The 17,531-nt window shown below is 67.2% G+C and carries 26 protein-coding genes and 2 tRNA genes; 7 read left to right on the top strand and 21 right to left on the bottom strand.

Going from position 1 to position 17,531, the window contains the following annotated elements; genetic code table 11:
- Nucleotide 1: 1 nt before the first annotated feature.
- The 4 genes from MA875_RS03430 to MA875_RS03415 all read right to left on the bottom strand — a co-directional run bounded on the left by MA875_RS03430 (nucleotide 2) and on the right by MA875_RS03415 (nucleotide 1,924).
- Nucleotides 2-586, bottom strand: coding sequence for a carboxymuconolactone decarboxylase family protein (locus tag MA875_RS03430; protein ID WP_248240290.1), 585 nt, complete (start codon nucleotides 584-586; stop codon nucleotides 2-4).
- Nucleotides 587-642: 56 nt separating this feature from the next.
- On the bottom strand, nucleotides 643-1,428 hold the full coding sequence (locus MA875_RS03425) for a DedA family protein (protein WP_248240289.1): 786 nt from the start codon (nucleotides 1,426-1,428) through the stop codon (nucleotides 643-645).
- A gap of 68 nt (nucleotides 1,429-1,496) precedes the next feature.
- Nucleotides 1,497-1,578 (bottom strand) — tRNA-Leu (locus MA875_RS03420).
- 70 nt (nucleotides 1,579-1,648) lie between these two features.
- Entirely contained in the window at nucleotides 1,649-1,924 is a 276-nt protein-coding gene (locus MA875_RS03415) for a PLDc N-terminal domain-containing protein (RefSeq protein ID WP_248240288.1), read from the bottom strand.
- Nucleotides 1,925-2,056: 132 nt separating this feature from the next.
- Here MA875_RS03415 and MA875_RS03410 point away from each other — a divergent pair, with 132 nt between their 5' ends.
- Genes MA875_RS03410 through MA875_RS03385 form a run of 6 tightly spaced genes read left to right on the top strand, consistent with a single transcriptional unit; the run spans nucleotide 2,057 to nucleotide 6,285 of the window.
- Nucleotides 2,057-3,214 carry a TadA family conjugal transfer-associated ATPase gene (locus tag MA875_RS03410; RefSeq protein WP_248240287.1) on the top strand — a complete coding sequence of 386 codons (1,158 nt, stop codon included), beginning with the start codon at nucleotides 2,057-2,059 and terminating at the stop codon, nucleotides 3,212-3,214.
- Nucleotides 3,211-4,071 (top strand): type II secretion system F family protein, encoded by an 861-nt coding sequence (locus tag MA875_RS03405; protein ID WP_248240286.1) that lies wholly within the window; start codon nucleotides 3,211-3,213, stop codon nucleotides 4,069-4,071. The genes MA875_RS03410 and MA875_RS03405 overlap by 4 nt, the downstream gene beginning before the upstream one ends.
- On the top strand, nucleotides 4,068-4,934 hold the full coding sequence (locus MA875_RS03400) for a type II secretion system F family protein (RefSeq protein WP_248240285.1): 867 nt from the start codon (nucleotides 4,068-4,070) through the stop codon (nucleotides 4,932-4,934). The genes MA875_RS03405 and MA875_RS03400 overlap by 4 nt, the downstream gene beginning before the upstream one ends.
- Before the next feature lie 57 nt (nucleotides 4,935-4,991).
- Complete coding sequence (locus MA875_RS03395) at nucleotides 4,992-5,384, top strand: hypothetical protein (RefSeq protein ID WP_248240283.1); 393 nt, start codon at nucleotides 4,992-4,994, stop codon at nucleotides 5,382-5,384.
- The gene (locus tag MA875_RS03390; RefSeq protein ID WP_248240281.1) at nucleotides 5,381-5,878 is read left to right on the top strand and encodes a hypothetical protein; all 498 of its coding nucleotides are present in this window, start codon (nucleotides 5,381-5,383) and stop codon (nucleotides 5,876-5,878) included. The genes MA875_RS03395 and MA875_RS03390 overlap by 4 nt, the downstream gene beginning before the upstream one ends.
- Nucleotides 5,875-6,285 carry a DUF6941 family protein gene (locus MA875_RS03385; RefSeq protein WP_248240279.1) on the top strand — a complete coding sequence of 137 codons (411 nt, stop codon included), beginning with the start codon at nucleotides 5,875-5,877 and terminating at the stop codon, nucleotides 6,283-6,285. Before MA875_RS03390 ends, MA875_RS03385 begins: the two co-directional genes overlap by 4 nt.
- A gap of 496 nt (nucleotides 6,286-6,781) precedes the next feature.
- Here MA875_RS03385 and MA875_RS03380 read toward each other — a convergent pair whose 3' ends face one another.
- From MA875_RS03380 to MA875_RS03305, 17 genes are all read right to left on the bottom strand, one after another.
- A complete protein-coding gene (locus MA875_RS03380; RefSeq protein WP_248240277.1) occupies nucleotides 6,782-6,961 on the bottom strand; it encodes a hypothetical protein in 180 nt (59 codons plus the stop codon).
- Between the two features lie 125 nt (nucleotides 6,962-7,086).
- Nucleotides 7,087-7,407, bottom strand: a complete 321-nt coding sequence (locus tag MA875_RS03375; protein ID WP_248240275.1) for a hypothetical protein — start codon at nucleotides 7,405-7,407, stop codon at nucleotides 7,087-7,089.
- Between the two features lie 21 nt (nucleotides 7,408-7,428).
- Nucleotides 7,429-8,598: a hypothetical protein gene (locus tag MA875_RS03370; RefSeq protein WP_248240274.1), complete on the bottom strand. Its 1,170-nt coding sequence runs from the start codon at nucleotides 8,596-8,598 to the stop codon at nucleotides 7,429-7,431.
- Nucleotides 8,591-8,839 (bottom strand): hypothetical protein, encoded by a 249-nt coding sequence (locus MA875_RS03365; protein WP_248240273.1) that lies wholly within the window; start codon nucleotides 8,837-8,839, stop codon nucleotides 8,591-8,593. Before MA875_RS03365 ends, MA875_RS03370 begins: the two co-directional genes overlap by 8 nt.
- A 28-nt stretch (nucleotides 8,840-8,867) precedes the next feature.
- Entirely contained in the window at nucleotides 8,868-9,293 is a 426-nt protein-coding gene (locus tag MA875_RS17965; protein ID WP_504915091.1) for a transposase, read from the bottom strand.
- A gap of 137 nt (nucleotides 9,294-9,430) precedes the next feature.
- Nucleotides 9,431-10,045, bottom strand: coding sequence for a hypothetical protein (locus MA875_RS03355; RefSeq protein ID WP_248240271.1), 615 nt, complete (start codon nucleotides 10,043-10,045; stop codon nucleotides 9,431-9,433).
- 14 nt (nucleotides 10,046-10,059) lie between these two features.
- Nucleotides 10,060-10,428: a hypothetical protein gene (locus MA875_RS03350; RefSeq protein WP_248240270.1), complete on the bottom strand. Its 369-nt coding sequence runs from the start codon at nucleotides 10,426-10,428 to the stop codon at nucleotides 10,060-10,062.
- Nucleotides 10,425-10,697, bottom strand: coding sequence for a WhiB family transcriptional regulator (locus tag MA875_RS17905; protein ID WP_372492504.1), 273 nt, complete (start codon nucleotides 10,695-10,697; stop codon nucleotides 10,425-10,427). Before MA875_RS17905 ends, MA875_RS03350 begins: the two co-directional genes overlap by 4 nt.
- Nucleotides 10,694-12,937, bottom strand: a complete 2,244-nt coding sequence (locus MA875_RS03345) for an AAA family ATPase (RefSeq protein WP_248240269.1) — start codon at nucleotides 12,935-12,937, stop codon at nucleotides 10,694-10,696. The genes MA875_RS17905 and MA875_RS03345 overlap by 4 nt, the downstream gene beginning before the upstream one ends.
- Nucleotides 12,934-13,173 (bottom strand): hypothetical protein, encoded by a 240-nt coding sequence (locus tag MA875_RS03340; protein WP_248240267.1) that lies wholly within the window; start codon nucleotides 13,171-13,173, stop codon nucleotides 12,934-12,936. The genes MA875_RS03345 and MA875_RS03340 overlap by 4 nt, the downstream gene beginning before the upstream one ends.
- Before the next feature lie 83 nt (nucleotides 13,174-13,256).
- Nucleotides 13,257-13,523: a hypothetical protein gene (locus MA875_RS03335; RefSeq protein ID WP_248240265.1), complete on the bottom strand. Its 267-nt coding sequence runs from the start codon at nucleotides 13,521-13,523 to the stop codon at nucleotides 13,257-13,259.
- A gap of 83 nt (nucleotides 13,524-13,606) precedes the next feature.
- Entirely contained in the window at nucleotides 13,607-14,059 is a 453-nt protein-coding gene (locus tag MA875_RS03330) for a hypothetical protein (RefSeq protein WP_248240263.1), read from the bottom strand.
- Entirely contained in the window at nucleotides 14,056-14,325 is a 270-nt protein-coding gene (locus tag MA875_RS03325) for a hypothetical protein (protein WP_248240261.1), read from the bottom strand. The genes MA875_RS03330 and MA875_RS03325 overlap by 4 nt, the downstream gene beginning before the upstream one ends.
- Before the next feature lie 92 nt (nucleotides 14,326-14,417).
- Nucleotides 14,418-14,489: transfer RNA gene (locus MA875_RS03320), tRNA-Arg, on the bottom strand.
- Nucleotides 14,490-14,586: 97 nt separating this feature from the next.
- Nucleotides 14,587-15,153 (bottom strand): hypothetical protein, encoded by a 567-nt coding sequence (locus MA875_RS03315; RefSeq protein ID WP_248240259.1) that lies wholly within the window; start codon nucleotides 15,151-15,153, stop codon nucleotides 14,587-14,589.
- Nucleotides 15,150-15,641 (bottom strand): hypothetical protein, encoded by a 492-nt coding sequence (locus tag MA875_RS03310; RefSeq protein ID WP_248240257.1) that lies wholly within the window; start codon nucleotides 15,639-15,641, stop codon nucleotides 15,150-15,152. Before MA875_RS03310 ends, MA875_RS03315 begins: the two co-directional genes overlap by 4 nt.
- 42 nt (nucleotides 15,642-15,683) lie before the next feature.
- A complete protein-coding gene (locus tag MA875_RS03305; protein WP_248240255.1) occupies nucleotides 15,684-17,120 on the bottom strand; it encodes a recombinase family protein in 1,437 nt (478 codons plus the stop codon).
- A 173-nt stretch (nucleotides 17,121-17,293) separates the two neighbouring features.
- Here MA875_RS03305 and MA875_RS03300 point away from each other — a divergent pair, with 173 nt between their 5' ends.
- Nucleotides 17,294-17,494, top strand: coding sequence for a hypothetical protein (locus MA875_RS03300; RefSeq protein ID WP_248240253.1), 201 nt, complete (start codon nucleotides 17,294-17,296; stop codon nucleotides 17,492-17,494).
- The last annotated feature ends 37 nt before the right edge of the window (nucleotides 17,495-17,531 follow it).

The following is a 17,531-nucleotide window of genomic DNA, read 5'->3' as shown; positions in this document are numbered from 1 at the left end:
GTCACGTCTCGCGGGTGGCCATCCCCGCCAGGAGCGCGTCACGCAACGGCGTGGGCAGGGCGGGCGGGATGTCGGGTTCGACGCCGAGGGCATGCAGGGATCGGCTGTAGAAGTTCCGCGCCGCGGCGGCGAAGGCGATGTCGACGATCTCGCGATCGCTGAATCCCAGACGCTGCAGCTCGGCGGCATCCGCCTGGGTCATCGCGGCGGAGTCGCCGCTCAGTCTCTCGGCGAACGCCATCATCGCCACTTCCTCGGGCGGAAGCCCGGCGGTCCGGTAGTCGCGGGCGATGCGCTCCAGCTCGTCCGCGTCGATGAACCCCAGCGCCTTGAGCCCATGGTGGGCGCGGCACGCGGTGGAGCCCAGGGCACCGGTCGCCGCCAACGTGACGAGCTCGTACCGGCGCATCCCGAGGCTCGGGACGACGGAGCGGATGAGCTGCTCGAAGGCGGCGACAGCGTCAGGATTGAGCGCCGTGACCCGGGTGTGGCTCGCCACGTAGCCGAGACTCTCGCGATCGGCGGCGTACAGCCGGGCCGCGGCGCCGTCGACCTCGGCCTCGGAGGGGGTGTGGATGGCGGTCATGCGCCCGAGGGTACGCTTTCGTTCCCGCGCCCGGAAGGGAGGGCCGCCGTTGGCGCTCAGGCGTCGGGGGTCGTGCCCGGACGGTGCTCGGGACCGCGCTGGAAGACGTCGGGGTCCAGCACGAGCTGTCGCGCCTCGACCGCGTCGGTGTCGGTGTCCTCGCCGGCCGCTGCGGCCTTCTTGGCCTTCCGGCGCTCGGCGAGGTAGTGCCAGACGATGAACACGACCGTGCCGCCGACCGCGACCAGCAGGATGACGTCGATGTAGTCGGTCACGAACTGCCCGACCCCGGGGATGAAACCGATGCCGTACCCGATCATCGTCAACCCGAAGCCCCAGATGACCGCGCCGATGAAGTTGTAGAGCGTGTAGCGGTGCCAGGGCATGTGTCCCACGCCGGCTGCCACCGGAGCGAAGGTGCGCACGATCGGCACGAAGCGGGCGAGGATGATCGTGAGCCCGCCCCACCGCTCGAAGAACGCGTTGGTCCGCTCGACGTTGCGGCGGCTGAAGACGCCGGATTCCTTCCGTTCGAACACCGCCGGCCCGCCCTTGTGTCCGATCAGGTACCCGACTTCACCGCCCACGAAGGCGGCGAGACCGATCAGGAGCGCCACCCACCAGGCACTGATGCCGAAGACCCCGTTCGGTGCCACCTCGGAGGGGTGGGAGAGCAGGCCCGCCATGATCAGCAGGGTGTCGCCGGGGAGCAGGAACCCGACGAGCAGTCCCGTCTCGGCGAAGACGATGAAGCACACCACGGCGAGGGCCCAGGGTCCTGCGGCCGCGATGATCGCTGCGGGATCGAGCCAGGGGATGAGGGCGGTGGGAACGGTGTACACGGAAGTCCCGTCGGGTGGTCGCGGCGGCAGGGATGCGGCATCTCGGCGTTGGACGAGCGTGATGCGCGTGCGGAAGGTGGGACTTGAACCCACACGCCCGGAGGCACAGGAACCTAAATCCTGCGTGTCTGCCAGTTTCACCACTCCCGCGGGTGGCTTCAGTCTAGGCGAGCGGTTCCCGGGCGAGCATGGGGATAACCCGAGAGCTGCCGCGCTCGGGTCAGCGCTTGATGCCGAAGAGGAAGTAGGCGGCAGGCCCGATCCAGTTGACCAGGATGACGGGAATCCATACCGGCTTCGGTCCGGTGACCTGCCGGCTGTCGCGGTGCGCGAGGTCCCAGAACGCCAGGAAGGCGAAGGCTGCCTGCACGATACCGAGGAGCCCGAGGGCGGCGCGCGCCGCCGGCGCGGCGGCGACCGCGGTCTTGGCGGCCTTGGCCGCGGGGGAGTCCTTCAGAGAACGCGTGGTGCTGTTCGCATCGGTCGTGTGCGTCATGATCATCCCTTCGGGCGATGGTCGCTCAGGCCCATCCTGCCCGGTCCCGGTGCTGTGCGCACCGTCTTTCGAGAACGAGCCGGCTGTGGATAACATCCGTGGCGGTCGGCGTGGCTTTGTAAGGATGCTCCGGTGACTTCCGCCGCCCGTCTCGACGTCGCGCCCACCGCCGCGGTCGCGGCGCGCGTACGCGATCGACTGCGCGCTCGGAGTGAGGATCCGACCAGGGATCCGGATGCGGCGGCCCGCATCGCGGCTGACGAGGTGCGTCGTCACAACGACTACGCCCTCGCGCGAGGGCTCCAGACGATCGATGACGAGTCCGGTGCCGTACGGGATGTGGTCGCACAGGTCACCGGCTATGGCCCGCTCCAGGCCTACCTCGACGATCCGGGCGTGGAGGAACTCTGGATCAACGCGCCCGACCGGGTGTTCGTCGCCCGGGGCGGCGTTCCCGAGCGGGTGCCGCTCCAGCTGACCGATACCGCTGTTCGCGACCTGGTCGAGCGGATGCTGCACGCGACCGGTCGACGGGTCGACCTCAGCCAGCCGTTCGTCGATGCCTCGCTTCCCGACGGCAGTCGCCTCCACGTGGTCATCCCCGACATCACGCGACGACACTGGGCCGTGAACATCCGGAAGTTCCTGCCGGCCTACCGCGATCTGAACGCGCTGGTCGAGGTGGGCTCCCTCGCGCCCGGTGCCGCCGACCTGCTCACCCGGGCGATGGGCGAGGGGCGGAGCGTGCTGGTGTCGGGAGCCACCCACGCCGGCAAGACGACGTTATTGGGCGCGCTGGTCGCCGCGAGCCCCCGAGCGCACCGCATCGTGACCGTCGAGGAGACCTTCGAGCTGGCGGTGGTGGCGCCGGACCTGGTGTCGATGCAGGGCCGCCAGCCGAGCCTCGAGGGCACGGGCGAGGTGAGCCTGCGGCGGCTGGTGAAGGAGGCCCTGCGCATGCGGCCCGATCGCATCGTCGTCGGCGAGGTGCGCGACGCCGAGGCGCTCGACCTCCTCCTCGCGCTCAACACCGGCGTGCCGGGTGCGGCGACCATCCACGCCAACTCGGCGCGGGAGGCGCTGGTGAAGCTCGCCACCCTGCCGTTGCTGGCGGGGCGCAACATCGATGCCGGCTTCGTCGTTCCGGCGGTCGCGCAGGGCGTCGATCTCGTCGTCCACTGCGAACGCGCGGTCGACGGTCGTCGCCGGGTGGGAGAGATCATCGAGCCCAACGGTGTGCGCGATGGCGCGATCGAGTCCCGATCGCTGTATCGGGCGGGGGAGCGATGACGCTCCTCTGGGGCGGCACGCTCGCCGCAGGGGTCCTGCTCGCCCTGTCTCCCTGGCTCTGGCCGGCGACCGGGGTGAAGCCCATGGTCTCGCGACGGGACGGCAGGACGATGAAGCTCCTCCGGGAAGCGGGCCTCGCGCGCATCACGCCGATGGCCCTCGCGGCGCTCTCGCTGATGATGTCCGTCGTCGTCGCCGCGGTCACGTTCCTCGTCACCTCCGTGCTTCCCCTCGCGCTCGTCGCCCTCGCCGGGGCGGCCGTCGCCCCGTACTGGTGGGTGCGGGCGCGCCGCGACCGGATGAGGAGGACCCGGCGGTCGCTCTGGCCCGACGTGTGCGATCTCCTCGTGGCCTCGGTTCGGGCGGGGATGTCGCTTCCCGATGCGGTGGCGAGCCTCGGGCAGTCGGCACCGCTCCCGCTCCGGCCGAGCTTCCGGCGGTTCGCCGCCGACCTCGCGGCGTCGGGTCACGTCGATTCCGCGATCCTGGCGCTGAAGGACAGCCTGGCCGACCCCGTGGCTGATCGGGTCATCGAGACGCTGCGGATGGCGCGCCAGGTGGGCGGCACGGAGCTGACCACGGTCCTCCGCGCCCTTTCCGCGTCGGTTCGTTCCGATGCGGCCATTCGTGCGGAGGTCGACGCGCGTCAGTCGTGGGTCCGCGGTGCGGCCGTCCTCGGCGCCGCCGCGCCCTGGGTCATCCTCGCGCTCCTCGCCCTCCGCCCCGAGGGTGCCGCCGCGTACGCCACCGGCGAAGGCATGGTCCTCATTGTGGGAGGGGCCGTCGTCTCGGTGGTGGCGTTTCGCATCATGCTGCGCATCGGGCGCCTTCCCGAACCCCGGAGGTGGGCGCGATGACCCTCGCCCTCACCGACGCGTCGCTCGCGATCGTCCTGGGCGTCGCCTTCGGCGCGGGACTTCTGCTCCTGCTCTCGCGCGTTCCCCGGTGGCGCTCGGCGTCGCTGAGTCAACGCATCGCCCCCTACATCCGCGACATCACCGATCCGATCGGCGTCACACCCGCGACGATAGGGTTCGGCGACGATGTCGCCGCCCTTTGGCAGCAGGCGAAGGAAGCGCTCACCGCTCGCCTGGGCGGGTCGACCGCGATCGAGCGACGCCTCCGCCAAGCGGGGTGGGCGAGCGACGTCACGACCTTCCGCGGACGCCAGCTGGCGCTCGCCCTCGCGGGCCTCGTCGTGGGCGCCGTGATCGTCGTCGTTCTCGTCCTCGCCGGTCGCGGATCCGCGGCGCTGGCCGTGCTCCCTCCGCTGCTCGCGGTGGGGGGAGCGATGGCCTGCGATCTGCGACTGTCGCGCGCCGCCCGGCAGCGCCGGGCCCGCATCGAGGACGAACTGCCCACCGTGCTGGAGTTCCTCGCCCTCTGCCTCTCGGCCGGTGAGGGCATGCTCGACGCTCTGCGTCGCGTCGGTAATCTGGAGGGAGGCGAGGTGACGGCGGAAGTGCGCGCCGCGGTCGTCGCCGTCGGAACGGGCTCCTCCCTCTCCGATGCCCTCATCGATCTGGGTTCACGGGTGGACTCGCCCGCTGTCTCCCGCGCCGTCGATCATCTCGTCGCCGCCATCGACCGCGGCGCACCGCTGGCCCAGGTCCTCCACGCGCAGGCACTCGACGCCCGCGAGGAGGCCAAACGCGCCCTCATCGAACGCGCGGGGCGGAACGAGATCGCCATGCTCGTACCGCGCAACACTCAGTTCTGATCTTTCCAGCGTCGAACTGCCCAGTTACCTACGTGTCCTGAGATACAGTCTCGAATCATGGAGTTGGCCGCCGGTGAGTTGCTGGTGGGTCGTGCGTGGAGATGGACGAAGGAACAGATCGAAAAGGACGTGGAGATCGATCGTCGTTCCCGACTCGCAGAAGGCGACACAGATCCGCCCGCCTCGATCTCGGTTTTCGCCGTGACACACGACGGCGGCGACGTCGAGCGCACTCTCCATGAGCTAAAGAACTCCATCCGGAAGTCGCGCAACGCTCGGTGGCTGGCTGTAGTAACCGAGAAGGAATTGTCGAATGCGGGTTTCCGCCTTGTGAGATCGGAACCGCCTCCAGATCACCACGACCTGATCCTTGGACGCCAAGCCAGCGACGCCGCTATGGTGAGGTTAGAGCAAATCTTTGAGACCAGGACAAGAGAGAGGCTCTCATGAGTATCGCCGGTACCCTGTTCAACGGTGCCCTGACAAACGTTGCAATCAAAGGTGCCGTGACTAATGCTGTGATCATTGGCAATGCCCTCCTGGACGGCGCCATCATCACCGATGGCGCTCGCATCGTCGATACACTTCGCCCACGCGTATCCTCGTCGATCAAGCGCGTGCCAGTGAATCCGAACCGAGTGAGCAGACGAAACCCCTCGTGGGCTGTTGTGGGGTTCGAAGAGGTCTCCGAGGTCCCCCACGTCGGTGAACTCGTAACCGCAATGCAGCCCGACGACGACGGAGACTTCCTCTCTACCGGTCGTGTGGAGCACGTCGACTACGGGAACCGCCTGATTTTTCTTAGCGTTGACTGGGACGGCTTTTCGACTCACGCATCGGTGCAACCCCGGACTTCTGGGTCTCAGATGCATGTCCAGTTCCATGGGTCATCCCGCGGCGGGCTCCGAAGGGTGCGGCTTGCAGACCGCCGGGTCGCCGCGTGAAGATTGCCACCGCGACAATCGCTGACTTTGCGAGCGTCCGAGATGGACTCCTAACCATCGTCTCGGCCGGCGTTACTCAACTCCACCGGCCCGCATACCCAGCGCCGATGGGATGCTACTTGGCGGTTCTCGTGGACCTGGAGCTCGACGGGTCGACTACGGCGATCTCGTTGTCATTCACGATAAGGGTGACCAACTCGGCCGGTGAGCAGATCGCCATGCTCGGGGGCGATATCGCAGGTGAGTTCAACGGACCACCTGAACTCGATACCCCTACGTATCTTCCGATTGCGTTCCCCCTCGAGTATGGGCTCCCCGCAGGAGGCGTCTACGACCTTGAATTTCGGGTCGAGGGGGTTGAGCCAACCACGTTGCGGTTCAAGGCCAACGTGAGCGGCCCGAGCTAGTCGGACCACGCGGTCTCGACAGCGCTCGACCACACCCAGCATCGGTATTCGTTGCCGGGCGACCCGGAACCGTAGCGCGACGGCGCGGGGTGTCCACATGCACGCTTCCGCGTCGACCTGAACCGGTGTCGTCCCGAACCTGACCCAGGCGCGCACTGTGCGGGGTTTCGGGTCGGTGGTACAGGGGAGCTCGTCAAGCTGCAGTTCCGCCCGCGTGAGGGTCTGCAGAGGGCCTTGTGCGGCGGTGCGCTCGAGGACCCGGTCGCTCATCTGACGGTCGACGGTGTCCGCGTATCTGCGGTTGGTGCCCAAGTGCCGGGGTTCCTTCCTCCGGCCGAGAGGCGTCGATTCTACCCGGCGTCGACGACGCGCTGCAGGGTCTTACCGTCGCGCTGGTAGACGATCCCGCAAGTCATGCACTCGAACCCGCGCGGGTCATCGCGGAGGACTGTATGGCAGCGGGGGCAAATGGGTTGGGCGAACTCGTCCACTGCGCTCACAGCCCGTCTGCTGCGGTGTGATCCGTGGCGCCGGTCGCGGGGGCCTTCTGCGCTTCCGGCACGCTGAGCAGCCACCTAACGCCCGCGAGGACCGTCGCGCCGATGAGGGCGACGATGCCGACGAGGAGGAGGAAGTCGCTCCACGCGCCCATCGCGGCGACCTCGACCGTGCTCATCGTGCTGGAGTACCTGTTCGCCTCGCTTGAGGCGTACACGGCGAGCAGAACACCAGCCGTGAGCGCTAGAGCGCCGGCCACGGTGAGGAATGTTGTGAATGGGTTCCGGCTTTGCTCGTGAGCGTTCATGGGGTCACCGTATCGGGGCCGGTGCCGAACTCGTCGAGGTCGCGTTGGAACTTCTCGATGGCCTCGTCGGGTGTCTCGTGCGTCCCGCGGATGATGTCGATGATGTGCTCAGGGGTCGTGTCGTGCGCCAGAGCAAGCTCCGCCGCGAACTGGGCGACGAGCAGACCCGCCGCCGTCACGAGAGGTTGCACATCACCACCGGGAAGCGTGAATCGGACTTCGTCCGGCGTGTGCTCGAAGTCCTTTGTGACATTCGCGCGCGCGTAATCGAGGACTAGAAGCATGAGCCTATCCAGGTCTGCGGGGTTGCTGGTCATGGGTGCCATTGTCGCCTCGGGTCAGCCGATCTGGTCGACACCGGGCGAGAGCCGCACGGTGCCTCGGATGGACGGGGGCTTGTAGTTGCGAACGGCTGAGTCGTCCACATCCATCACTACCTTCCCTCGGAGCGGAACACCATACTGGCGAGCGAGCCCGTCATAGCGAGCCGCGGCGGTGTCAGCCGTGCGGTTGATCTGATCCCGCTCCTGCTGGTGCAACTGAGCCGCGATCCCGGTCGCATTCGCGAGCTTCCCAGCGTTCTCGCCGTGCAGCTGCCCGATGTTCTCATAGCGCCCCTGGATCTTCTCGAGCTCGCGAACCTCGTTACCGGCGAGGCGGATCGCAGTGGAGCCTGCCTCCTCCGCCGCGGCCTTCACCTCACGTTCCTTGTCGGCGGTGGCCTGCAGCACGACGTTCAGGGACTCCTGGTCGCCGGCGCGGGCGAGGACGAGGGTGTTCGCGTCGATGTTGAGCTTGTTGCTCTCCTCGAGGATCTCCTTGTACTCGTTGGCGCGGTCGTCGTCGAAAATGATGCTGTTGGCCTCGGCCAGGATGGTCGCGGTGTCGAGGTACTTTCGGCCTTCCTCGGCGGCGCTCTTATAGGCGTCGGCGAAGTACTCCTTGAGACGTGTCGCTTCTTCCTGCTGCTTGATGATCTCGTTTGTAACGAGGCCGATCCCCGCGGCGCCCGCGATGCCGGCAGCGACACCGAGGGGCCCGAACCCTCCGAGCCCGTTCGCGACAGTCTCCTGGATGAAGTCGCCGACGTCGGTCCACTCGCCACTGAACGACGCTGCCGCTTCCCGACCCGACTGCTTCGCTTCGTCGCCGGCCTCTCTGAGCCCGTCCCCGATTCCCTTCTTGATCCCGTCGCCGGTGTCCTCGGCGCGGCGCTCCACGTCCTTCAGGGCGTCCTGGAGCTTGTCGCCGGCGCGGCCGCCTTCCCGGCCGACATCCTCGAGTGCGTTCTCGAGCTTCTCGACGCCACGCTTCGCATCATCGAAAGCGACGTCGTACTTCTTCGAGATGTCACGGGCGATGTCCTCGGTCGATTTCCCGGCACGCTTGCCAGCGTCGACGATCTCAAGGAGTTCCCTAGCAGCGTCGCTGAACGACTGCCCCAGCTTCTCCACGTTCGAGACGGCGGAGCCGGTGTTCACGTCGATGTCGACGGACAGTTCAGCCATCAGTGTCTCCTTCATCAGTCAGGGGGGTCAGCCACATCTCGAGCGCTTCCTCCAGCGACAGCGACCCGTATATCTCCCGCGTGCCCCGCATCAGATCGAGGAGCGCAGCAGACGCGGGCGCCATGTGGCCCGCGCGATCGTCACCGTCGAACACCCGGGCCAGTGCGATAGCCGCGGTCCGCAAGTCGCACGCGGCTGGCACCCCCAGCCGATCGAGTGAACCGTCGATGAGTTCGACCATCGTCTTTTCGGTATCTGTCATCAGAGCCTCAGACCATGCTCGGGTCGAAGTCCTCATCGGGGATCAGCGCCGCGTCGTACGGGTCGTCATCCCGCTCGAGCGCTTCGATCTCCCGCATGAGCTCGTCGAGCAACCGTGCGTTCGTGGGCAGTTCCCGCGCAGCGATGCCGGCGGCGATCTTCCCAGCGACCTCGTCCCGCAGCGCGATCAGAACCGCCAACCGGGAGCCCGACCGAGCAGCCTCAAGCAACGTCTCCGACGTCGGCGACGGGACAGGCGGCGCAACGGTGTCCGGGTCACCCATCCACGCCTTCAACGTGTTCCGAGCAATCCCGAGATCACGAGCGACCTGCGCGATCTTCTGACCACTCCGCACCCGCGCGACCGCGCTCGACTTGAAGACGTCCGAGTAATGCGGCTTCCCGCGCGACTCCTGGGGCGGCGGGGGTTCCACCGCGTGCAGCAACCTGCCCTGAATGGTCACATCACACCTTCCTGATGGTCACGGCGTACGAGTCGGGGAGGGATTCCGGCTAAGCCCGGAGGTTCTCAGCGCTAGGGGCTGGGGGGTGGGTGCCAGGGGTGTCATCGTCACGCGAACGGGGTCGAGCCGATGCTGCTGGTCTCGCCACGGTCGGCGAACGATGATGCGTCGTTGGGTGCGCTGAAGGGGAAGTAGATGCCCATGCGTTCGAAGTCGTTGTTGTCGCGGAAGTGGGTGAGGTTCGCGAGTTCGTCGGCGGCGGTGGCCTTGTCGGGGTAGCGCTTGGTGAACGCGGTGATGACGTTGCCCCAGCCCTGTCGGATGGCTGCGCGGAACACGGCGAGGGCCATGCTGTGGTCGGCGGATGCGACCGCGGTGTCGAGGATCTCGCGGGCTTCCCGTTCGGTGTCGATGCGGCGCGCACGGTCTTCCGCGTCGCGCTGGGCGATGATGTCGGCCGAGGTGGTGCCGAGGCCACGGAACAGAGCCCACTCTCTCGAGGTGATCTCGGTGTCGAGGAGCGCGAGCTCTTCGTCGTGAGCGGCCTGGATGGCGGTGTTCGCTCGGGCCGAGAGCTCGGCGACGGCGTCGTTCTTCGCGTCTGCCGTGGTGCGGGCGTCGGCGCGTACCTCCCGGATCGTCTGGGCGGTGGTGTTCCGGATCTGGGTGGCCTTGTTGCGGATCTCGTCGATCCGGTTCTCGATGACGGTGATGGTCGCCATGGTGTTGGTTCCTCTCAGGTGTGGGCGGTGATGTAGGTGTGGGCGTCGGTGGTGCGGATGATCCAGGCGCCGCCGGTCTTCTCTGCGGGGAGGTCCCCGTTCTGGCAGGCGAGGCGGACCGTGCGGGCTGCTTGCCGTGCTGCTCTCGCTACCTGGGGGACTGTCATGTATCCAGCCTTCTCGGATGCCGTCTCTTGCCGCGGTTCGTTGCCGGGTGCGGCAGGGGTGAAGGCGGCGAGGGTGATGTCGGTGAGCAGCTGGTAGGCGTGTGTGTTGCCGACGCGGTAGCGGCTGCGGAGTTCGCCGAGGTTGGCGATCTGGAACAGGACGCGGGCGTCGTCGGGGGTGAGGATGACGGCGCCGTTGGGGATGAGGCGGCTCACTGGTCGACCTCCGACCGTGTGCGGGGTTTTGGTGGCGGGTAGACCTTTCCGCCCCAGATGCCTGCCTGTGGGCGTGCGGCGTCTCCGTACTCGCGGCAGAGGGTCCGGAGGGGGCAGGGTCCGCAGACTGTGAGCCTGAGGTGTTTGACCTCGTCAGGGGCGAGCTGGCGGTGCTCGAGGATGAAGCGCGGGTCGCCGCTGCACTCGGGTGCGTCAGCGTCCGCGAGCGCGAGGTGCAGGGCTCGGTATGCGCGGTCGCCTTGGTTCATGCTTCCGCCTCGTTTTCGTCCGGGCGGGGTTCGTGTTCGAACTTCTCCAACCCCAACCCCGCCTTATATACGGGGTTGGCGGGGTTTGGAACTCCGCCGGGCGGGGTTGCGGCGGGGTTAGGCGGGGTTGGGGGGTAGTAGGCGAATCCGCCGCCGCGACCTTCCCTTGCCCGCTTCTCGATGAGGCCTCGCTCGGTGGCGATCTCTCGTGCGCGGGTGAGGATGTTACGCGCGAATCCCTCGACTCCGGCCCTGATCGCTTCACCTGATGACCCGGGGCTCTTGCGCACGAACTCGGCGACCGCGTCGACAGCTCGCAGCGTGGCGCCCTCGTCGCGCGTCTGGTGCCGCGTGCCGCCGACATAGGTGAGCGTCCGAGTGTCGTGGTCGTACTGCAGGAGCCCCTCTGTCACGTTGACGTCGCGTCCGAGGGCGGAGAAGTACCGCGGCGAGGCGGGGTCTTCGGATTCGCGGACGATCCTCCAGGTGGCGTCGGGCCAGTCGAGGATGCGGGAGTCACCTCGTGAGCGTTCCCCGCTGTGCCCCATGTGGTGGACGATGACGGACTCGTCGATACCGGCGGCGGCGCGGAGTTCGTCGAACGCGACGAGGAACCGCCCGGCGTCGTGGTTCTCGTCGAGACCGAGCGCGTCGAGGACGGGGCGTAGGCAGTCGAGGATGAGGACGTCGGCGTGACCGATGCGTTCCGCCCATGTTGCCCGTGTGGTGGCGTCCAGGATGTCGAACGTGGAGAGGGCGCCGCGGAGTGAGACGACGTCGATGCGTTCGGGGTGCTGGATCTGGTGGGCGCGCAACCATCGGCGGAGGGTGCGGGGGTCGAGCTCGTTGTCGAGCAGCACGATCCGCGCGGCAGGGTTGGTTGCCCAGGTGCCGAGGAAGTCTGTGCCGTCCGCGAGGGAGTGCAGCAGGTTCCCGACGAGGGTGGATTTGCCCGCTTTGTATTGGGCGGCGAGGACGAGGTTCCCGCCGGTGGGGAAGCATCCGTCGATCCGGTAGGCGGTGTCTTCGTCTGGTTCGGCGAGGAACGCGTCGAGGCGTTGCACGTGCGGCGGGTCGGCCTGTTTGCGTCCGGCGTTGATTTGGTCGAACCGTGTGCGTGCTTCCGCGTTGACGAGGAGCCGGCGGACCTGTTCGGCGATGTCTGCCTCGAGGTCGTCGTCTGCGGAGGTCCGTAGATCGTCGTCACGCGACGAACTACCCGGGGCCGAAGAGGTGGGGGGATTGCCGATCAGCTCCCGGAGGTCTTCGTCGCACGGGTCGGGCAGATCGCCCGCGATCGCCGTTCGATAGTCGTCGTTCGCAAAGAGCCGCAACCATTCAGCTTCCGCCTCCTGGGGCTCTCGTGAGCCGTCCTCCGTGACTGTGAGGACGAACGCTTCCCGGAGGTCGGCGAGGGCACGTTTGACGCCGTGGTGGCCTTCTGAGGCGCATTTGACGAGGGCTGCCGTTGCGGCGAGGGCTTGGTCGTGGCGTGACCGTCCGTCGTCGCTGCTGAGCCCGCGGGTGGCCTTCTTGGTGATGCCCGCCACCAGCCCGCACGGTTCGTCGTCATCGAGCCCGTCGACCCATGACCGGTACGCCTCCGCGAGCTCGTGGGGGAGTGCTCGCGCCCGCGGACTGTTCTCTCGCGCCGCTGTCTCCTCGCGTTGCTCCGCGGTGCGCGGGTCGAGTGTCTGCACCCACTCGTCGGGGAGGACGGCGAGGAGTGCGAACGGCGGCACCATGCCCTCGATGACGGTGTCGGAGTCGTCGACCCACTGATACGCGCGGCCCTCGGGGTGGACGCTCGGCGGGGCGACCGCGTACCGGTGGTGATTCTGGATGGTCTCGACCCCGGCGACGATCTCGCCGGACGTGACGAACCCGGCGGGCACGCGATACCAGCGGATCCCGGACGGGTTGTCGACGCCTCGCGAGGTCGACCGCCATGTCGCGGGCAGCGGAGGGAGGTCGTGCACGATTCGGAACGCTTCGAGGTTGTCCCAGCCGTGCTTGTTGCCGTACTGGTCGACGTCGATGCCGATGATGTGTTTCGGCATCCGCACCCCGATGTTGAGCCCACGACCGACGTGCTGCTCAAGCTGCTGGGTGGTGAGGCGGAGGCCACCTGTTCCGGTGGTCCCGGTCGGGGGGGGAGTCTTCTGCCCCGCAGGGAGTGGGAGTACGGGCCACCCGGCGCCGTGGTACGCCTTCCAGGCGGTGTCGAAAGGCGCGCTCACAGGGTCACCGCCTCGAGCTCGTGGCAGGCCTGGCAGAGCATCCCGCACACCAGCAGCTGACCGGCCGGTGTGGACGCTGTGACGAGGAGGGGACGCCGTGAAGCAGCGCCGCACCTGCAGCAGCTGTCGGGGGAGTCACCGAGAGTGGCGACGATACGCGCCGGGAATCCCGCGTCCTGCCATGCCCTGACGGCGTCGTAGATGCGTCCGCGGAGCCAGGCAGAAAGTTCCTTCACCGCGCCATGAGCAGCCGTATCCTGAGGGAGGTTGTTGTTTTCGGAGATCGCCTCGTTGGCCGCGGGGCGATTTTCATTTGGGCTCACTCGACGTCACCGCCCGAGATGATTCGCTCGTTGACGGTGGTGGGGCGGCGCAGCACCTTGGCCGCGGGTTCCGCGGTGCGGAGGAGGCCCGCGAGCCGGTCGCGCTGTTCAGCGCTCAGCGGCGGCGCCTCGGCGACGACCTTCTGGATGTACTGCTCGATCTTTGCGGCAGCGAGATTCCGTGAGGCTTCCTCGACCGCGCGTGCGTCGCCGAGACGAACGGCGACGGCTTTGCGGGAGCGGGCCTGTAGAACTTCGGACATGACCAACCAGCCCTTCTTGGGGCTTTCTCCGCTCTAACCCGTCGGAGTGGTTGGCCTTGCGGCACTACGTCTTGGAGTACAAGTTACACGGGGGACGGACTCTTCGCCCGCTCAACTCGTCGGCGTGTCTCACGAGCCTCCCGCGCGTCGGTTGCCAGATCGCTCAGCTGGTAAGTCCCTAAGCCGTGCTTTCGGCATCCGATCTCGAAGACACCGGCGGGCCACTCGTCCACGTCATGGGGGAGTAGGCGTTCGTGCCCCTTCACCTCCCGCTTGTTGAACGCAGCGACGCGACCTTCTCGGAAGTCGTCGACGGTGTAGTCCACGCCGGCGCGCTCGATCCACTCAGCAAGGGGAACGCGGACGTCGTCGCTGACGAGGAGCCATCCTGCCGGGAGGAGGTAGAGGCGGAGGATGCGGCTGTTGCATGCGTCGTGGCGCCATGTCACGAGCGGCGGGCTGTTCTGCAGGCTGCTCGGAAGGTTCTGCTGATATCGGTGGAGGCGCGCCTTCGTCGCGCCAGGCGTGCGAGTCATTTCGTCCTGTACTTCTTGCCGTCTAAACCCGTCAGGGTCCGGAATGGCGGCGTCTTCATATCGACCGGGCAGGCGACGAGACGTGACCGACCGTCGACCCGCTCAGCGATGATCTTGAGCGCACCCTTGGCCTCGAGCGTGTTCGCTGCGCGACGGATGGCGTTCTGTTCCGCGTGGGTGTGGTCGGGGCTGGTGAGGATGACGACCTTCCCGGCGTCTATCCGGTCGAGGATCTGTCGTTGCCAGATGCCTGGTCCTCTCGACATGGTGACCTCCGTAAGTGTTGTGGTCTGGTCTCGGTCTAAGTGTTGTGGTGTTCCGTTTTGGAGCAGCACACCACTTACGGCGTGTCGCCAAGTCCCCGCGGCTGGATTCGAACCAGCACAAAGGATGTAGAAGATCCTTGCTCTATCCGTTGAGCTACACGGGGGAGGGGGATGCAGGTGTTCAGTCTTGAACAGGTGGTGCATCGCACCAGGTGGAAAGTCTTTCCACCTGTCCAGATTGGACACCTGCACCCGGGTCGGTCACCTCTCGTTCGGGTCGATGTTGAACAACCAGTGGAAGGCGGACTCGACGTCGCCCGTGTGCAGGGTGTTGCCCATCCCGTCGTCGAGCGTCACCTCGCGGTCGCGGACGTGGACACGGATGCCGTCGTAGCGCGCGGCGGTTCGGAGTCGTTGCACCGCGCGTCGGTGGTCGGCGTCGCTGACTTCTTCGATCGCGACCGCGAGGATGTCGGTGCCGTCGACGAGGAGCACCTCGTGCAGGCCACGGTGAACGAGGACGCCGAGGTTGTACGCCTCCGGACCCCAGTTCCTCCGGTATGCCGAGTCGACGCTGAACAGGTTCGTGTGCGTCCGCAGTCGTGGGCCGACGTTGTCGTACGCATCCAGCACGTAGACGCGGTCACCAGCCGACGCGTTCCCGGTCCAGCCCTTCATGCTGATCACCCGCGCGGGCACCTGGTGAGCAATGAGCTCGGCGAGCGCGGACGCCAACAGCTGCTCTCGGCGCCGCACGAGATCGTTGATCTCCGACTTGATCTCGGCGAGCTTTTCAGCCGCTGAAGAGGCGATGTCGGCGGTGATCATCGCCCCGCACCTTCTTCGAGACGGTCGGCCACACGTGTCAGCCCCGTCGCCCACTCCCGGACCATCGCGGCCGTAACCCCGGTCTGCTTGTCCTCGAACGTCACCCGAATTTCCCCGGACGTCGTGACCGCGCCGTCAGCGTAGGTGAAGTCCTGGTGCAGCCACCCAACACCGAACTCGATTGTCCACTCACCCGCCGCGGACCGGTCGTCCGCGGACACCTCGAGCCAGTAGCTCTCCGCCCAGTGCGGCTTGGCTGCCAGGATCTCCGGGTTCGCCGCGACGTACGCGGCTTCCTTGGCGTCGTCGACCGCCTTCTCGCGGAAGTACTCCTCCAGCAGTTCTGCTTCGGTAATGTCGCTCATGATCATTTCCCTTTCGATGTGATCGCCCGCCCTCGCCGAGGTCCAGTCGGCGGGGGCATTTTCTGTTGACGTCGGAAACTCTTTCCGACGTCTGGAGGAGACAGGTGTCTCCTCCTCAAGCACCGTCGCTGATTCGGAATCTCCGAATGACGACAGCGCAAGTCTCTACGGCCCGTCCGACACCCACTCGATGTGGACGAGTTCGGGGTTGAAACTGGTGCCGGACCCGGCCGGCATGATCGTCACCCGCATCAGCGCGGACACGATCGCTCTTCGTCTCTCAGCGTCCAGCACGGCCCACACCTCCCGGGCACGTTCACCGACCGCCTCCATCGGGATGGCCGGCGGCATCGCCGCGGCGAGCTCTCTCTCGAGCTGCTCCCGGTCTGCACGACCACGCGCGGTAATGCGCTCCAGCTGGGCCGCGTCGATCGAACCGTCAGCGAACAAGTCCGCAGCGGACGCCAGGCGTGCGTTGACAGCGGCGATCGCGTCGCGTGCTTCCCTCGCTGCGTCGGCGTCGCCGGTGCTGAACAGTTCCGCGGCGTCGACCCGCTCGAGCCTGCGCAGCAGCACCTCGGTCACGAACTCGTCGACAGGTTCCTGCAGGCGCCTCACCTTGTGGCAGGTGTCGCACGCGTACGCCGCCTTCACCGGCTTCGACTTCTGCCCCGGCTTCGGCGTCCACGGCGGTAGTCGCTTCATCTTCCCGCCCAGAGAGTCACCGCACAGGCCACACATCGCGATGCCCGACAGCAAGTGCTTCGGTGGGTGGCCCACGTTTGCCGTCCTCCGTGTCGGGTCGGTGAGGAACGCAACGAGACGGTCGTGGGTATCACGGTCAAGGATCGCTGGGTGCAGGGTGGGGTCGAAGTCTCCGACAACCTTCCCGCGGTGTGTGCGTAGCCCTGCGAGGCTCGGGCGTTGAATGAGCTGTCGGAGCGTGACGGGCTGCCACGGTGCGCCGGCGGGGGAGGGGATCTTGCGCATGTTGCAGTCGGCGGCGATCGAGCGGAGGGATTCGCCGTTCAACACCCGGCGTGCTGCCTCGGTGATGACCGCGGCTTCGTCTTCGTTGATCACGTCGCGACCGTCAACACGGCGGTACCCGTACCCGGGGCGTGAGGTGGGCATCCCACGCGCCGCCCGCTGATCACCTGCGGACCGTTGGCGTTGCGCCTTGTGCTCGACCTCGTTCGCCGATACTGCGGCGAGGATGCGCGCAGCCATGCGCCCGGCGGGGGTGTTCAGGTCGATCTCTGACGCTTCGACGGTGAGGAACCGGAGGCGTCGCCCCTCGGCGAGGTCGATGATCGGCTCGAGGTCGCGGGGGAGCCGGTAGAGGCGGTCGGTGTGCCAGACGACGATGGTGTCGATGCGGCCGGCGCGGATCATCTCGAGGACCCGCTCGAACCCGGGGCGACGTTTCCCGGTCGTGGCGCTGAGGTCGTTGTCGACCAGCGTGTCGATGACCTCGACGCCCTTGGCATTGGCGAGCGCTGCGCATTCATCCCGCTGGCGATCGACGCCAGCTGCGCGGCCGGTGGGGTCGTCGCTGATGCGGCAGTAGATCACCGCCATCTGTGTCTGCGTTGAGGTCATAGGGAGAATCTATACCAAGTGCTCGTGCCGCTGGTCTTCCTCATCCTGCCGCTGAGCGTGCTGTTCGCGGTGTTCCCCGGGATCTTCCTCCTGCGGTTGGGGATCGGATGACCCCGACCCGACACGCGCCCGGAATCACAGGGCGGGGACGCCCACGACGAAAGGAGAACGGTATGCGCGAGCTCGCACGCCGAAGCTGGACCCGCGCGCGAACCGCGTTCGGCGAGCTCACGGGGGATGAGCGCGGCGACGTCCCCGGCTGGGTGCTGATCACGCTCATGACCGCAGGGCTGGTCGTGGTGATCTGGGCCCTCGCCGGTCCGGCGCTCGCAGGACTGTTCGAGCAGGCCATCGAGCGGGTCTCAGGCTTCTGACGTGATCGCGGTGACGCGCGGCATCCGTCGGGGGATC

Origin of the sequence: Microbacterium kunmingense (assembly GCF_023155745.1) — a bacterium.
Classification (GTDB): domain Bacteria; phylum Actinomycetota; class Actinomycetes; order Actinomycetales; family Microbacteriaceae; genus Microbacterium; species Microbacterium kunmingense.
Note: the sequence above shows the minus strand (reverse complement) of the source record. Positions and strands in the feature narration are given on the sequence as shown.

Coding starts and splice junctions, on each gene's coding strand:
- MA875_RS03375 (WP_248240275.1), bottom strand. CDS start 7,407: ATGACCAGCAACCCCGCAGACCTGGATAGGCTCATGCTTCTAGTCCTC.
- MA875_RS03380 (WP_248240277.1), bottom strand. CDS start 6,961: ATGAGCACGGTCGAGGTCGCCGCGATGGGCGCGTGGAGCGACTTCCTC.
- MA875_RS03390 (WP_248240281.1), top strand. CDS start 5,381: ATGAGTATCGCCGGTACCCTGTTCAACGGTGCCCTGACAAACGTTGCA.
- MA875_RS03430 (WP_248240290.1), bottom strand. CDS start 586: ATGACCGCCATCCACACCCCCTCCGAGGCCGAGGTCGACGGCGCCGCG.
- MA875_RS03330 (WP_248240263.1), bottom strand. CDS start 14,059: ATGACTCGCACGCCTGGCGCGACGAAGGCGCGCCTCCACCGATATCAG.
- MA875_RS17905 (WP_372492504.1), bottom strand. CDS start 10,697: ATGAACCAAGGCGACCGCGCATACCGAGCCCTGCACCTCGCGCTCGCG.
- MA875_RS03300 (WP_248240253.1), top strand. CDS start 17,294: ATGCGCGAGCTCGCACGCCGAAGCTGGACCCGCGCGCGAACCGCGTTC.
- MA875_RS03315 (WP_248240259.1), bottom strand. CDS start 15,153: ATGATCACCGCCGACATCGCCTCTTCAGCGGCTGAAAAGCTCGCCGAG.
- MA875_RS03355 (WP_248240271.1), bottom strand. CDS start 10,045: ATGGCGACCATCACCGTCATCGAGAACCGGATCGACGAGATCCGCAAC.
- MA875_RS03325 (WP_248240261.1), bottom strand. CDS start 14,325: ATGTCGAGAGGACCAGGCATCTGGCAACGACAGATCCTCGACCGGATA.
- MA875_RS03395 (WP_248240283.1), top strand. CDS start 4,992: ATGGAGTTGGCCGCCGGTGAGTTGCTGGTGGGTCGTGCGTGGAGATGG.
- MA875_RS03305 (WP_248240255.1), bottom strand. CDS start 17,120: ATGACCTCAACGCAGACACAGATGGCGGTGATCTACTGCCGCATCAGC.
- MA875_RS03400 (WP_248240285.1), top strand. CDS start 4,068: ATGACCCTCGCCCTCACCGACGCGTCGCTCGCGATCGTCCTGGGCGTC.
- MA875_RS03365 (WP_248240273.1), bottom strand. CDS start 8,839: ATGGTCGAACTCATCGACGGTTCACTCGATCGGCTGGGGGTGCCAGCC.
- MA875_RS03415 (WP_248240288.1), bottom strand. CDS start 1,924: ATGACGCACACGACCGATGCGAACAGCACCACGCGTTCTCTGAAGGAC.
- MA875_RS03335 (WP_248240265.1), bottom strand. CDS start 13,523: ATGTCCGAAGTTCTACAGGCCCGCTCCCGCAAAGCCGTCGCCGTTCGT.
- MA875_RS03370 (WP_248240274.1), bottom strand. CDS start 8,598: ATGGCTGAACTGTCCGTCGACATCGACGTGAACACCGGCTCCGCCGTC.
- MA875_RS03405 (WP_248240286.1), top strand. CDS start 3,211: ATGACGCTCCTCTGGGGCGGCACGCTCGCCGCAGGGGTCCTGCTCGCC.